The 14,653-nt window shown below is 44.6% G+C and carries 12 protein-coding genes; 11 read left to right on the forward strand and 1 reads right to left on the reverse strand.

The features are described 5' to 3' along the window. Positions 1-267: 267 nt before the first annotated feature. Together NXH67_RS06955 and NXH67_RS06960 are read left to right on the forward strand one after the other, a co-directional pair. Positions 268-2,385 (forward strand): tetratricopeptide repeat protein, encoded by a 2,118-nt coding sequence (locus tag NXH67_RS06955; protein WP_272796873.1) that lies wholly within the window; start codon positions 268-270, stop codon positions 2,383-2,385. Between the two features lie 7 nt (positions 2,386-2,392). After that, positions 2,393-2,734, forward strand: a complete 342-nt coding sequence (locus NXH67_RS06960) for a macro domain-containing protein (RefSeq protein ID WP_272796889.1) — start codon at positions 2,393-2,395, stop codon at positions 2,732-2,734. A 154-nt stretch (positions 2,735-2,888) separates the two neighbouring features. Here NXH67_RS06960 and NXH67_RS06965 read toward each other — a convergent pair whose 3' ends face one another. Beyond that, complete coding sequence (locus NXH67_RS06965; RefSeq protein WP_022777470.1) at positions 2,889-4,028, reverse strand: RNA-guided endonuclease TnpB family protein; 1,140 nt, start codon at positions 4,026-4,028, stop codon at positions 2,889-2,891. Positions 4,029-4,108: 80 nt separating this feature from the next. On the opposite strand from NXH67_RS06965, the gene NXH67_RS06970 reads away from it, so the two are divergent. The 9 genes from NXH67_RS06970 (at position 4,109) to NXH67_RS07010 (ending at position 14,643) form a co-directional block, all read left to right on the forward strand. Further along, positions 4,109-4,249 carry a hypothetical protein gene (locus NXH67_RS06970; RefSeq protein ID WP_022777471.1) on the forward strand — a complete coding sequence of 47 codons (141 nt, stop codon included), beginning with the start codon at positions 4,109-4,111 and terminating at the stop codon, positions 4,247-4,249. 8 nt (positions 4,250-4,257) lie between these two features. Next, positions 4,258-4,662, forward strand: coding sequence for an IS200/IS605 family transposase (gene tnpA / locus NXH67_RS18380; RefSeq protein ID WP_022777472.1), 405 nt, complete (start codon positions 4,258-4,260; stop codon positions 4,660-4,662). A 98-nt stretch (positions 4,663-4,760) separates the two neighbouring features. Beyond that, entirely contained in the window at positions 4,761-4,931 is a 171-nt protein-coding gene (locus tag NXH67_RS06980) for a chorismate--pyruvate lyase (protein WP_272796874.1), read from the forward strand. Positions 4,932-5,228: 297 nt separating this feature from the next. Beyond that, positions 5,229-6,698 carry a sensor domain-containing diguanylate cyclase gene (locus NXH67_RS06985; protein WP_272796875.1) on the forward strand — a complete coding sequence of 490 codons (1,470 nt, stop codon included), beginning with the start codon at positions 5,229-5,231 and terminating at the stop codon, positions 6,696-6,698. 34 nt (positions 6,699-6,732) lie between these two features. Then, on the forward strand, positions 6,733-7,356 hold the full coding sequence (locus tag NXH67_RS06990) for an alpha/beta hydrolase-fold protein (protein WP_330676636.1): 624 nt from the start codon (positions 6,733-6,735) through the stop codon (positions 7,354-7,356). Positions 7,357-7,536: 180 nt separating this feature from the next. Beyond that, entirely contained in the window at positions 7,537-8,733 is a 1,197-nt protein-coding gene (locus tag NXH67_RS06995) for a transglutaminase domain-containing protein (protein ID WP_272796876.1), read from the forward strand. Positions 8,734-8,999: 266 nt separating this feature from the next. After that, positions 9,000-10,661, forward strand: coding sequence for an ABC transporter substrate-binding protein (locus NXH67_RS07000; RefSeq protein WP_272796877.1), 1,662 nt, complete (start codon positions 9,000-9,002; stop codon positions 10,659-10,661). Between the two features lie 39 nt (positions 10,662-10,700). Beyond that, positions 10,701-13,196 carry an EAL domain-containing protein gene (locus tag NXH67_RS07005; protein ID WP_272796878.1) on the forward strand — a complete coding sequence of 832 codons (2,496 nt, stop codon included), beginning with the start codon at positions 10,701-10,703 and terminating at the stop codon, positions 13,194-13,196. 100 nt (positions 13,197-13,296) lie between these two features. After that, a complete protein-coding gene (locus NXH67_RS07010; protein ID WP_022777479.1) occupies positions 13,297-14,643 on the forward strand; it encodes an MATE family efflux transporter in 1,347 nt (448 codons plus the stop codon). Positions 14,644-14,653: the final 10 nt, after the last annotated feature.

Below are 14,653 nucleotides of genomic sequence, written 5' to 3' on the forward strand. Positions count from 1 at the left end.
GAATAGAATGTAGAAGGAAATAACAGGACAATAATCATGTGTGGAGATTGTTGTCAGATATATTGCTATTATTGCAGCAGATTAGGAAGAAAATGGAAACAATAGTTATAGGTTCAACTGAATTATGTGATGTTCATATGAATGCGACATAGCGGTGCGCAGCATAGAAATATGCAATATTTATTGGGCTATTAGGAGCGCGACTGAATGTTCGGCATTTAGTTTGCGCTCTTTTTATGCAAAAAAATAGAATCAGGAGGTAATGGTATGAGTAATGTGATCAGGGTTAACGGGCAGGCAAAAGGCGGAAGTAGGTTTCACAAAATCATAGTAGCTATCCTGAGTGCAATACTGATTGATTTTGTCGGAACTTTCGGGCTTCTGAGCCTTAGCACTAAGCTGAGGATGTTTAACTATGCATTCTTTGTGACAGTATTTTTCGAGATTTTTGTAGCTGTTATGGCGTATGCGTACTATTTCAAAATCCGTGAGGGAGGGTTTGATGGGAAGAAGGCTTCAGCAGGGTTTAATTTTAAAGACTTTGCTATGACCATTTTGGTCGGTGTAGTAGGAATTTTCTTTCTGTATGCTTCGCTCCATCAATTCGATAGGATGAATTCAATTAAGGCAAAAGAAGCGCACCTGGCATATAAGGCTCTCTCATACTTTAAGAGCTACGAAGAGAGGGCTCTTGATGCTCTTAATGAGACAATTTCCTATGACAGGGATAACACCAAGCTGATAAGAGAGCGCGCCGGATTCCAGGTTATTTATGGAGAGAAGCTTAAGGATGAAGATAATGAGGCGGCAAGCAGACTCTTTGATTTTGCCATTGAGGATTATCGCAGAGTGGCTTCTGCATATGCGGATGATCCGGAGTATTACTATGAGCGAGGCACTGCTTACAGACTGGCCGGAGCATCACGTACAGATGAGGCACTGGCGGATTTTCTTACCGCTATCGAGAAGTATAATGGCGAGGATGAGGAAATCGAGAATAAATATAGGTTTGGATATATCAGGACTTGCAAGGAACATGCTGTTGATGACAAAGATGTTTTGTACGCAAGCTATTGCATGTTCCATGAAATGGTTGACGGTGATGATAAGGAGGATATAAAGAAGGATATTACCAACTATGCCGGCGCTGAATGGTATAGTGATATGGCGGAAATTTGCCAGAAAATAGATAGTAGTGAAGCAGAGATACTGGATTTGTATGATAAGGCAATAATTGAAAATCCTTATGATGCAACACTCTATATAGGACGTGCCGGATTCAGAGAACCAACTGACGACAATCTTCAGGCTATCGTTGATGACTATACCAAGGCTATTGAATGTACGCCCGACAATCTCGAATATTATTACCTTCGCGGATGGGCATACTATGAGGTCGGCGGTGATGCGAATTACGAAAAAGCTCTGGCAGATTTTAACGAGGTAATAAAACGAGATAGTAAGCACTATAGTTCACTGGCAGGAATGGCTTATGTTCATGCTAATATGAAAGACTATGATGAGGCAATAAGCTATATCAATAGGGCGATTAGTGTAAAAGGATACGCATCTTATTATGAAGCCAGGGGAAGAATGTATTACTATAAAGGAGACTATGATCAGGCAATAGCAGATTATGAAAAGTCTATTAGTTTGGATGGTAGAGCTGATTTATGCCGCAAACTGATCATTTCTGCTTATTACAGACGAGATGATAATTATGACAAAGTAAGAGAACTGGCCGAGAAAGAAATCGCTGAACATCCGGATAATCCTTATCTTAGTAGTTTCTACTGTATTTATGGCCACACTTATTATGATGAAGGCCAGTATGATAAGGCATTGGAAAAGTACCGAGCTGCCTACAATGTGGGAAAAAGTAAAGATATCGGCGATGAATCATTAGCTTTTTATTTGGGTAATTGCGGTGATGTATATAGTGCTATAGAAAATTATGAACTAGCAGAAAAAGAATATACTTCTGCTCAGAATAAGCTTGATAAAACTAGCCTTGATTGGGGAAAATACGGCTATCAAAGAGCATGCGCTATGTTCTATCAGAAAAAATATGATAGTGTGATGTCATGTCTTGAAGAAATCACAAATAATACATCGGATTCAGCATTGCTGCAAGACTGCTATAAGCTTATCGGACATTCTTATTACAGCAAGGCTGAATACAATGACGCAATCAGGGAATATGAACTGTCTGAGAAGCAGACAACTGATCCGGTAGAGAAAGCAGATTGCTTCTACTGGATGGCTTACGCTTATCACAACATGGGAGAAAAGGATGCAGCTGCAGATTGCGCTTACAAAGCTGTTACCTTGGATCCCACAAATGAAGAGTACAAGAAATTTCTGGATGAAGTGAATCAGGCCTAACGTTATAATTACTCCTGCCTTTAATCTGACTAATGCCAAGGCGATAATTCATGCGGTAGGGCCTAATTTTGCTGTAACACCTACTGCGTTCAAGGCACTGTATGATGCCTATTACAACTCGCTTGTTGTGCTGAAGGATAATGGCTATCACAGTATTTCTTTTCCCCTTATAAGTTCAGGGATATTTGGCGGCCGTCTTGATAACCCAACAGCTGAGTCCACCAAGCAGTGCTTTGAGGCCTACAGGCAGTTCGTCAGTGTTCATCCTGACTATGAGATCGATGTGAAACTCTGTGCCTATGGCCATGAACAGATGATGCTTGCAGAGGCAGTTTTTGACAATATCTGAAAATGAGAAACAAGAAACGTCAACTACCACGCACCTAAAGGTACGTGGCTTGCGACTCCCCTGTAGTTCGTTGCAATAACTCCTACATTTTGTCGGTGTAACTTCCGTGGGGTCGCATCATGGGACGGTTGACACCGCCCCTTACGACGAAGATTTACTCTGTCGTAACTGTATCAGGTACTTGACTATCTTCGAGATAGTTGATTCCCATGCGGTACAGATTCATAGCTCCAATGCGGTCATCGTTTGATTTATAGCCACAGTTCTTACAAGTAAACAGATGCAATTTCTTATCACGATTGGCTTTTTCAATGTGTCCACATACAGGACAGCACTGACTCGTATAACGAGGGTCAACCTTAATAACAGTAGACTGATTCTGTTTAGCTTTGTAGACAAGTTTCTGTTCAAGGTCATAGAAAGACCACGATACGGAAACGTAGCGGTCTTTGGTTCTGACACGCTCTGTAGCATTACGAACGCCTGACAAATCTTCAAGAACAAAGAGCGTATGCTTCGGGTTGGATTCAACGAGTGCCTTTGATACCTGGTGGTTAACATCCTGCATCCAACGGTTTTCTCGCTGACCGATAGCTTTTAATCTACGTCTTGAAGATGGTGTCTGACACATTTGGAGTTCTTTACGAAGCTTAGAATAGTGAGCTCGTTTCTGCTTGATGGCTTTACCGCTTACAAATCCAGACTTGTGCTTACTGTTATAAGTGGCAACAACAAAGTTAATACCTCTATCAATGCCTACAACATTGCAGATATCAGAGATATTACTTTCCTCGATATCATAAGAAACAGGGATATGCAAAAAATATTTTCCGTGCTTATTTACGAGCTTGGCAGTGCCAAACTTATATATATCGTGGTCGAAGTATTTAGACATCCCTTCAGCGAAATAAGGCAACTTAACACGACCATTCAGCGTGTTTACTGAAAAGCAGTTTTGCATAAGAGAATAATCTCTGTTCCATACAAGGTCATACTGTGGCTTCTTAAAAGATGGCTGAATCCACTCTTTCTGATTTTCGAGAATGGTTTTATATCTTGCGATAACAGTCTTAAATACAGACTGAGCCATTTGAGATTTAAGTCCAAACTCTTCTCGGAGTGTAGAATACAAAACCTTGTTAAGTGAGAACTGTTTTAGGTCGTGAGTACGGAACACATAGTCAGACACAAAATTACAGGCATCAGAATAAACAGACATGGTTTTATCAAGTAGAACCTTATTGTCTGCACTAACGGATATCTGAATTTTAGCCGTGACTGTCATCTGTTCCATAGTGTACCTCATTGTAACTTCACTAAACAAATGATATAACATATATTAGTGAAAGTCAATTATTTGTAGGAGATTTTATCATGGAAAACAAAGTTAAAGACATAATAATCCAAGCCCTGAAAGACGCAGGTTATGAAATCGAACTTGATAATGGAATACTCATAGTGGATGATTACGATACCAATAATGGAGTTTCCGTAAAAATCGAGACATTATCGTAAAACAGCCTATGGATAGCAGATATAATCGCCATAACAGACGCAAGTACAGTCTAAAAGTGCATATAGTTCTCGTCACTAAGTACCGCAAACAGATACTTAAAGGCTCTATTGCTGACGATGCTAAACAGCAAATATATGATATCTGTAATTCTAAAGATTACGACATTATAGCTATGGAAGCCGACAAAGACCATATACACTTCCTGATAAGCTACGATACTACAGATAGAGTATGCGACATAGTAAAGCTTATTAAGCAACAGACCACACACTATCTATGGCAGAAATATCCAAACTTTTTATCTAAGTGTTACTGGAAGCATAAGATATTTTGGTCAGATGGTTATTTTGCTTGCAGTATAGGCGAAGTATCCTCAGCAACTATACAAAAATATATCGAGAACCAAGGTTGATGGCTACGAATTTACAAGGCTCCTCCCACCGCCCAAGGGCAGTGGGTTTCCGCCTACGACAAGCGAAAGGATTTTATTTATGAAAGGAGACCGACAATATGGAAACCTGGTATTACGTAGTTGAGAGCATCGATGGCGACTATGCGAACCTTCGAAGAACCGATATTGAATCTGATGATCTTAAGCTTGTGGCGCGTGCTCTTTTGCCCGAAGACATCTCTGAGGGCACTCAGCTTAAGTATGAACTGATGCAATACACTCGTTTATAAACCTTTAATTTGTTAACGTAATAGCGTTTATATTAAAATAGAATAGGAATGATATGGGTGTCAAAAGTCAAAAATGCGTACATGCTTGCATGTTAAGCATTTTGACTTTATGACCCGAACAAATATGAGGAATAAGCAATTTACGCAGTAAATTAGCGGTTTCCGAATATTTGTAGAATTGCGAAAATGACTTTAGTCATGGAGCAATTCGTATATCATATGGTGTCAAAAGGTACTTTTGACACCTACATCATAGGAATAGTTTGGGGAAGCAAGTTTCTTTGAGGGTATAGGAACATGAAACATTCGATAAGAAAAAAATTTGCTCTTCTTATATTTTTGACTACAGCGCTTCTTGGCGCATTCCTTATTGTTGTCAGCACAGTTGTTGTCAGAAGCGTTGCTGATGTTATGTTTAAGGAGAGTGCTGACAGTGCGTCCTATGTTGCGGCCGCAAATGTCGACCCCGATGAGGTGAAGATCTTAAGGGATAAGGTGCTTGAGATCTACAGAGGCAGTACTAAGATCACAAGCTCTGAATGGGGATCTGAGGCATTTGAGGAGTATCAGGCCCTATATAAATCGCTATATGATACCAAAGAGTACAAGGATGTCCTGCACGATCTGAAGGTAGTGCAGGATGGCAGCAATGTGAGCTGCATCTATATCCTATATCCGGAACTCTCCGAAGACAGGAATGATTTCATTTATCTTGTGGATGCAGACAATGCGGATCCATGTCCGATAGGATGTATTGACAGCTATGAATGGGCTGATGAATGGGCAGCTATGCTGGCCGAGAATCCGGAAAACGGAATGGACCCGACTATTACCAAAACTGAGGAATATGGTTGGTTGGTCAGCAACATGCGGCCGATAAAAGATGAAAATAATGAGACAATAGCTTATACTGCGACGGACATCTCCATGAATGAAGTAAGGAGGATGCAGAACAGCTTTACGGTTGCGCTTATTTTGGTGGCGATCGTAATCCATGTACTTAGCTATCTTATAAGTACGCTGATCCTAAACAGTACCATAGTAAAGCCGATAAAAGTGCTGTCTGAAACTGCTCAAAATTACTGGGCTGACGGCAAATCAGGCGTGCGTGATGACTTTGCCAAACTTACCATTAAGTCTTCAGATGAGATCGGTGTACTCACAGAATCGATGAAGAAAATGGAATCGGATATCAACAAATACTTTAGCGGCCTTGAGGCTACCAGGCAGGAGCTTGGAGCCGTCCGTGAAGAGTCGCGAGTAATCCGCGAAATGGCCAATAGTGATGCTCTTACCGGCGTAAGAAACAAGTATTCCTACAATAAAGAGATCGAAGGGGTTACAAGGGCTTATGCTAAAGGCAAGCTCAAATCCTATGGTATCGCCATGATAGATCTTAATTATCTCAAGGAAATCAATGATACCTATGGACATGATAAAGGAGATCTCGCCATTAAGACAGTATGCAATATAGCCTGTGAAGTATTTGAGCATTCACCGGTGTTCAGGATTGGCGGAGATGAATTTGTTATAGTCCTGGTTAATGGGGACCTTAACAATATTGATGCACTGGTGGCGAAATTTAATAAGCTATTGTCAGAGCACGAGGAGAATACAGCTCTTGAGCCCTGGCAGAGAGTTTCTGCAGCAATTGGCTACGCCGTATATGATCTGGGTATAGACAGAACTGCCGAAGACGTATTCGAGAGAGCGGATTCAAATATGTATGCGGATAAGGCATCCAAAAAAAGGAATCATAAGAATTAAAACGTCTACCATACAGGGGCGGAGGTACAGTCTTATGTTGGAAATGATCGAGTACGGAAATGCTGCAGCGCAGACAGTTCTGGTGCAGATGGCCGATGAGCACAGTATGGAACTCATAGAGAGGGAGATAGCAGGCATTAAGGAGCGGACAGATGCGGATTTCCTGATGCGTGTATTTAAGATTAAACGCTGGAATGATGAGCTGTCTCCCTGGAAGGCTCCCGCAGTTTTTGGCAAGGAGAACTTCGGAGAGGGGGCAAAAGATACCCTTGAAGAAGTTTTGGCAAATTGCCAAGGAGACGGCAGAACCTACTATATAGGCGGTTATTCACTGGCGGGACTTTTTGCTCTGTGGAGCGCATATCAGACCGATGTTTTTAGTGCAGTGGCAGCAGCTTCTCCTTCCATGTGGTTTCCGGGATTTGTGGAATACATGGCGGAGCATGAGATTAAGGCCGGGGCTGTGTACTTAAGTCTTGGAGATAAAGAGGCCAAGGCACGGAATCCTGTGATGGCAACCGTTGCCGACAGGATTAATGAGGCCCACGAACTACTACAGAGCCGTGGTATAAAGTGTACCCTTGAGTGGAATGAGGGCAATCATTTCAGGGACGTGGATTCAAGGATGATCAAGGCCTATTCCCAGCTTTTAAGATAACGTTTAAGTCAAAAAAATGTTATAGCTTTTCATCATTTTTTCCGATGTATTTATTTGTAATTTAATGAAATATCTATAGATTTTAGGCGCAGTTGCAAGTTTGTTAACTTTTACAGAATATAATATCCCTATCCCAAGTCGAGAGTGAAAAATTATTTTTTGAAACAGGAGACCGGAGATATGGGAAGAAGTACTTATCACGGCCGATACAATTTTATCCGGTATCTTAGGATACCAATTTACATTCTTACAGCTGTCCTTATCGCCAATGCGCTGATTGTCGGCACCAATATCCAAACAGCGGATGCGGAAGCCGGCAAGATCCTGCCGGTGCGGATTAATGAGCAGCTGGAGGGACTGACGGGAAGGTGTCTGCTCTACGAGACTGCGGACGACGCTATTCCAAGGGAAGATATCTGGGTTATGTACAATGCGCTGTCGGATGAGGACAAGGCTGTCTACAATCTTTTTCTGGATCTGGCAGGGAGGCAGGACCCTACTTACGTCAGCGCCGTTGTTATCCCCGAGTACAAGCTGAAGATGCTGGGAGAGAAGTATCTATGGTATGTTTATTCCGCCATGAGACGCGATCACCCGGAATATTTCTACCTTTCAGCTTCGCCGGATATTATCAATTGCATGAAAATAAGTCTTGATGACTATTGCATATTTTTCTTCAACATGGTGGAAAATGATTTCTCTGAGGAGATACAGGCCTTTGAAGATGCCACGGCAGCTTTCATGGAAGATATAGACCTTGGTCTTTCGGATCTTGAGATAGAGCAGCAGATCCATGACAAGCTCATAGACCTTGCCTGCTACGATGAATACAATGATATAGCCCCGGACGAGGACTGTTCGGATCTCAAATATACAGCCTACGGCGCTCTGGTTGCCAATTCCGAAGGAACTCCCAACTGCGCTCTGTGCAGCGGATATGCCCTTGCCTTCGAGCATCTGCTGCATCTGGCCGGCATTCCCTGCGGATATGTGTCGGGAGAGGTATTCAGAAATGATTCGGAGCAGGATGAGTCAAGGGTGCCCCACGCCTGGAACCTTGTCAGAATAGAGGATAAGTGGTACGAAGTCGACGCCACCTGGGATGACATCACCTACAATCCCGATAACGGTGAAGAGTACAATGAGCTGATGGAGCAGGAGACGATACCCTACTATAACTGGAGGCACCACTATTTCAACAGATCCACCTTCGAGATGAGAAATCTCAAGGTCTCAGACGATACACTTTTTGTGATCGAAGGATATTATCCTTACAATCCGGTTAAGGATACTTCCCACAGAAGGAGCAAAAAAGGCTCGGAAAATGCCACAGAAACCGATGTTTTCCTGAACTCCCTGCTCCCCTATGCAAGATAGAAGGATATAAAGCTACAGACTAATTTGGAAGAGTCGCTGTTAAGACAATGACGGCGACTCTTTTTGTAGCACAAGACCGGCAAGCGAATGGATGCTTTCAGCCTACTCGATCGTGCAAAATAAATAAAAATTTCAAGAACAAATTTACGAAATAATGCATTATTCTTTATCTTTATTTAAGACATTTTCTCCCGGTCTCATTGTAAGATAGATGTATAAGAGGCAGTATACCCGCTAAATAAAAAACTTATGCAAAGGAGACCGTCATGAACCGTATATTTTGGAAGAGGACGTTGGTCTGCTTATTTACCATATCCGTTTTTACTGCAGCCTGCTATGGCTGTGATTCGCAGATCCCTGAGAATCCTATTCTGCAGCAGGAGACGTCTGCAGAGCCGGATGTATCGCATTTTCTGGTGGCCGTTGAGGATGAACCCGATACGGTTGATTTCCAGTGCACTTCAATTCACTACACTGTGGCTCAGAACGTGTTCAACCGCCTGGTGGAGATGGAGAATGATGCAAACGGTGAGATGGAAGTTTTGCCATCATTGGCAGAGTCCTGGGATATTTCCGAGGATGGACGTGATTATACCTTCCACTTAAGGAAGAATATCACCTTCAGTAACGGATCTCCCCTTACAGCCTCAGATGTTCAGTATACTTTTACAAGGCTTCTTACTCACCCTGATTCCTGCAATCAGGATATTGTTGATATAATTGCCGGCGCATCGGCACTGGAAAATGGTGAGACCGATACCCTTGAAGGCTTCAAGGTCATTGATGATCTGAATTTCGTTGTGACTTTGGAAGAGCCCTTCGAGGCATTCCTTGCCTGCCTGTCCATGCCTGCAGCTTCTATCCTTGATGAGGAGACGACGACAGAGGCAGGAGAGCGCTTTGGAACAGATCCGGAGTGGACCATAGGAACAGGCTCTTTTATCCTGTGGAAATGGGTGCCCGGAGACGGAATGCTCCTTATCGCCAACAAAAACTGCTGGTTGGGAGAACCCAAATGCGAAGGATTGAATCTTCGTTTTATGACTGATGCCGGCTATATCACCAAGCTCTTTGACGCCGGAGATATCGACGTTCTTGACCTGGACGAAGCCGGCAATACTGCTGAGTACTATATCCACGGAGAAATCTATAAGGACAGACTCTTCAAGGTACAGCGCATAGGAATAACCTATATTGCACTTAATGAGAGCATAGAGCCTCTGAACGATGTGAGGGTCCGCAAGGCAATGCAGCTGGCCCTTGATCGAGGCGCCCTTCTGGCGGCGGTCTACGGAGATAACGGCTATGTGGAAAACGGTATTTTCCCCCATGGTCTCTACGGCTATAATCCGGATCTTCCGGAGATCCCCTATGACCCTGAGGCTGCGGCAAAGCTTCTTAAGGAGGCAGGCTACGAGGATGGATTTGACTTAACTGTCAGCGTCAACTCTGCATCCACCAGGTGGGAGCTGGCTGTGCTCAGACTTGCGGCATCCATGTGGGAACAGATCGGAATCAGAGCAGGCATCGATGTCATGGATGAGAGCGAGTTCATGAAGCTGAGAAAAAGCGGGCAGATGGCCTGCTATACAGCTCAGTGGATGGCGGATTTCAATGACCCCGACAACTTCATATATACTTTCTACGGAAATGAGAGCAACACCACCTTCAGGAGCCTCTGCTATCCAAGGGAAGATATCATGGAGCGCATACAGAAGGCCAGGACAATATCCGACAGGAGTGAGCGTATTCACGAATACAATGAGCTTGAGCGTATCATTGTTCAGGAGGACGCCGCCTGGATTCCGCTGTTTTCAAGACAGAGATATTACGTAACCTCCCAGAGACTTGAAGGAATTCAGGCCTCCTGGAATGGTTCCGTTAAGAATAAGTACCGCGAGATGACTATTTTGTATGAGAACCCGTAAACTTATACAGCGCAGGCTGTAAGAAGGAGATAACGGCAGATGCGTTCCATCCGCTCGACGATTACGCTTATCACTGTACTCGTAATTCTGGTAAGTATAGTGTCCGTCTCCGGCGCCAGTCATGTCATCATCTGGAATGAAACAATTAACAATTCAGTTGAGACCATGAACCTGATCAACACCGGAACGGAGAGACTTCTTGAGAACTATTTTGAGAGTGTCAAGGAGTCTGTTGACATTGTCTCGAACATTGCAATCGATGATCTGGACAGTGTTCTTTTGGTGGAAGAGGGAGCCGTAGGCCAAAAAGCAGCCAGGACCCCCACGCAGATCAAGGAGCTGGATGATTATATTGTACGTTATTGCAACGGCATTCAGCCTCTTTTTTCCAGTGTTGCAGACAATACCGAGGGCGTAATCTCATACTATTATTGCATTGATCCCGGGCTAAGCAAAAGCGAGCACGGCTTTTTCTATATGAAGAAGGGTAAAACCGGACTTATCCGCCAGAATCCTCTTGATGCTTCCGCGTTGGAGGTTAATGAGGGGCTGGAGGCTTCCTGGTATGACACCGCAGTGGCCAAGGGAAGCCCCGGATGGATCGGACCCTACATCTATCAGGGAGAGTGGGTCTGTTCCTATATGGTTCCCATCTATAAGGCAGGCGTGCTGATCGGAGTTATGGGTGTTGACATATCCTGTGAAGCGCTGGCAGCCCAGGTCAAGGATTTCAGGTTGTACAAGACGGGATTTGTATGCCTTCTTGATAAGACCGGACGTATTATCTATCATCCCGAGGCAACTATGGGAAGTAGCTTTGACTGGCTACCTAAAGAGGTTCAGCTCCAGATCATGCAGACCAACAACAGCAATGATGATCTGATACGCTATACCAAAAACGGTCAAAAGAGGCAGCTCTCTTTTTCCACTCTTTCCAACGGCATGAAGCTGTGCTGTATCGTACCCGTTGAGGAGATAAATGCCAGCTGGAGAGCGCTTCTGTGGGGCACCTCGCTGATAACCATAATCATAATTATTATCTTTGTTATGCTGATCTTCTTTGTCATGGGAGCCATAACAAAGCCTCTCCAGCAGCTCACCGACGCTTCTAAGAAGCTGGCGGATTCCAACTACAACGTTGACCTGACCTATCAGAGTAAAAATGAGATCGGAGCCCTGACCGAGGCTTTCAGGAAGATGAGAGATCGCATCAGGCACAATATCGAAGATCTTAATCATCAGATTTACTATGACAGACTTACTGACCTGCCCAATATGAGAAAGTTCTTTAGCCTTGCGGCGCAGGAGAGAGACCGCCTAAAGGCTGAGGGCAAAGAAGCTGTCATGGTATATATCAATATGATCGGCATCAGGAACTATAACCGCCGCTACGGCTTCAAAAAGGGCGACATGCTGATGATCGATTTTGCAAGGATTCTGTCTAAGAATTTTGGAGAGAACAGAGTCTGCAGGTTCAGCGGAGACCGTTTTACGGCAGTCGCCGATGCAGCTGAGGTAGAAGGTATTCTGAGCGATATCCTTAAGGAATGCGAGACGATTATGAGCGGCTCAAGGCTCCCTATTCGTGTGGGAATCTACCCTGACAAGCTTGAAGATGTTGATACAGACGTTGCCTGTGACCGCGCCAAGTACGCCTGTGACAGGAAAAAAGGTGGGCTGGCCTCCACCATTACCTACTACGACGAGGATATGCTCAAAAGAAGTGAGATCGATCAGCATATCATTAACAGCCTTGACCGTGCTCTCAAAGAGGGGTGGGTTAAGGTATATTATCAGCCAATTGTACGGGCAAGCACAGGCAAAGTCTGCGATGAAGAAGCCCTGGCTCGCTGGGTGGATCCTGAGCTTGGTTTCCTGTCACCGGAATATTTTATCCATGCCCTTGAACAGTCCAAGCTGATATACAAGCTGGATCTCTATGTATTGGAAGAAGTTCTGAAGAAACTTAAGAGGCAGGAAGCAGACGGTTTTTACCCTGTTCCCCAGTCCGTCAATCTGTCACGAATGGACTTTGAGAGCTGCGATCTGGTTGAGGAGATCCGCCGCAGGGTGGACGATGCGGGTATCAGGCGCTCAATGATAAGCATCGAGATTACAGAGAGCGTCATCGGTGGCAACTTCGAGTTTATGAAGCAGCAGATCGATAGGTTCAGAAGTCTTGGCTTCCCTGTATGGATGGACGACTTCGGAAGCGGATACTCATCTCTTGACGTTCTGCATCAGATTCACTTTGATCTGTTCAAATTTGATATGCGTTTCATGGAACGCTTCAATGAAGGTGATGCCAGCAGGATCATCCTGACTCAGATGGTAAATATGGCCAAGGGGCTTGGCATAGATACCCTCTGTGAAGGCGTTGAGGAGAAGGAGCAGGCGGAGTTCCTTAAGGAGATAGGCTGCACCAGAATTCAGGGATTCTACTACGGCAAGGCTCGATCCTACGAGGAGATAGTTGATATCTTTGAAAAAGGATCGTCCCTTCACTTCGAATCTCCCGAAGAAGCTTCTCGATGAAGGAGTCTTTTGATGAAGGAGCCTGTTGGTGACAAAAAATGAGAACAGGATAACGGTGGGCTGATGGCTCATCGTTATTTTTGCGGTTATAATACTATTTATGGAAAAGAAAACTAATGAGCTAATAAAAGAAACAGTAAATATGGCCTGGCCTGCGGTAATAGAGTCCTTTTTTACCGCCTTCGTGGGTCTTGTGGACTCCTACATGGTCAGCGGCCTTGGGAGCGACGCCGTGGCAGCGGTGGGTCTTACAACTCAGCCCAAGTTCATGGGGCTGTCCCTGTTTTTTGCCGTTAACGTGTCTCTGTCGGCGCTGGTGGCCAGAAGAAGGGGAGAGGGCAAAAGAGAGGACGCCAACAGGATACTGGTATCGGGCTTAATGTTTATCATACTGGCAGCAGTTATAATCGGCACAGTACTGGTGGGCGCTGCGGACCCTATCATCAGATTCTGCGGCTCAGGCTCCGACACCCATGACCTGGCGGTTTCATATTTCAGGATCGTCATGGGCTGGATGATCTTCAACTGCATTCAGATGGGCATCAATTCCGCCCAGAGAGGCGCAGGCAACACCAGGATCACGATGCGTACCAACTTAGCTTCCAATACCGTGAATGTGATCTTCAACTATTTGCTGATCGGCGGTCACCTTGGTTTTCCCGCCCTGGGGGTAAGGGGAGCTGCCCTTGCAACTGTCCTTGGGACTATAGTTGCCAGCATCATGAGTATCAGGTCATTATTCAAAAAAGACTGCTTCGTCAGCATTCCATATATTGTCAAAAACAGGATTTTGCCCGGAATTACCGCTCTCAAGCAGCTCTCCAAAGTTGGTTATTCCATATTCTTTGAGCAGATCCTTATGAGAGTTGGATTCATGGCGACTTCAATTATGGCCGCCAAGATGGGAACTGCGGCTATGGCTGCCCATCAGGTGGGAATGAACATCATGGGCCTGTCCTTCTCTTTCGGAGACGGCTTGCAGGCAACTGCGGTGGCTCTGATCGGACGTAGCCTTGGAGAGGGAAATGAGAAGCTTGCCAAAGACTACGGCCGCACCTGCAGAATATTGGGACTTGGCATATCCATGGTTCTTGCCTGTCTCTATTTCTTCGGAGGTCATGCACTGATGTCTGCATTCTTCAAGGAGCCTGAGATTGTGAAGATCGGCGTTGATATCACCAGGATCATAATCGTTGTCGTAATCTTCCAGGTATCCCAGGTCATCTATATGGGATGTCTTAGAGGCGCCGGAGATACGGGCTACACAGCCATGGCATCCATCATCAGCGTTACGGTCATCAGAACAGCTTTTTCCTATATGTTCGGATATATGCTGGGCTTTGGAATTAACGGAGTGTGGATGGGAATCCTGGCGGATCAGGTGTCCAGGTTCATATTTGGCTCGGTGAGGTTCAGGCAGGGGAAGTGGACGAAGATCAAGATATAAGGATTATAGG

Source organism: Butyrivibrio sp. DSM 10294 (assembly GCF_028539135.1).
Taxonomy (GTDB): domain Bacteria; phylum Bacillota; class Clostridia; order Lachnospirales; family Lachnospiraceae; genus Butyrivibrio.

Coding starts and splice junctions, on each gene's coding strand:
- NXH67_RS07000 (WP_272796877.1), top strand. CDS start 9,000: ATGAACCGTATATTTTGGAAGAGGACGTTGGTCTGCTTATTTACCATA.
- NXH67_RS07010 (WP_022777479.1), top strand. CDS start 13,297: ATGGAAAAGAAAACTAATGAGCTAATAAAAGAAACAGTAAATATGGCC.
- NXH67_RS06970 (WP_022777471.1), top strand. CDS start 4,109: ATGGAAAACAAAGTTAAAGACATAATAATCCAAGCCCTGAAAGACGCA.
- NXH67_RS06955 (WP_272796873.1), top strand. CDS start 268: ATGAGTAATGTGATCAGGGTTAACGGGCAGGCAAAAGGCGGAAGTAGG.
- NXH67_RS06980 (WP_272796874.1), top strand. CDS start 4,761: ATGGAAACCTGGTATTACGTAGTTGAGAGCATCGATGGCGACTATGCG.
- tnpA (WP_022777472.1), top strand. CDS start 4,258: ATGGATAGCAGATATAATCGCCATAACAGACGCAAGTACAGTCTAAAA.
- NXH67_RS06965 (WP_022777470.1), bottom strand. CDS start 4,028: ATGGAACAGATGACAGTCACGGCTAAAATTCAGATATCCGTTAGTGCA.
- NXH67_RS06990 (WP_330676636.1), top strand. CDS start 6,733: ATGTTGGAAATGATCGAGTACGGAAATGCTGCAGCGCAGACAGTTCTG.
- NXH67_RS06995 (WP_272796876.1), top strand. CDS start 7,537: ATGGGAAGAAGTACTTATCACGGCCGATACAATTTTATCCGGTATCTT.
- NXH67_RS07005 (WP_272796878.1), top strand. CDS start 10,701: ATGCGTTCCATCCGCTCGACGATTACGCTTATCACTGTACTCGTAATT.
- NXH67_RS06985 (WP_272796875.1), top strand. CDS start 5,229: ATGAAACATTCGATAAGAAAAAAATTTGCTCTTCTTATATTTTTGACT.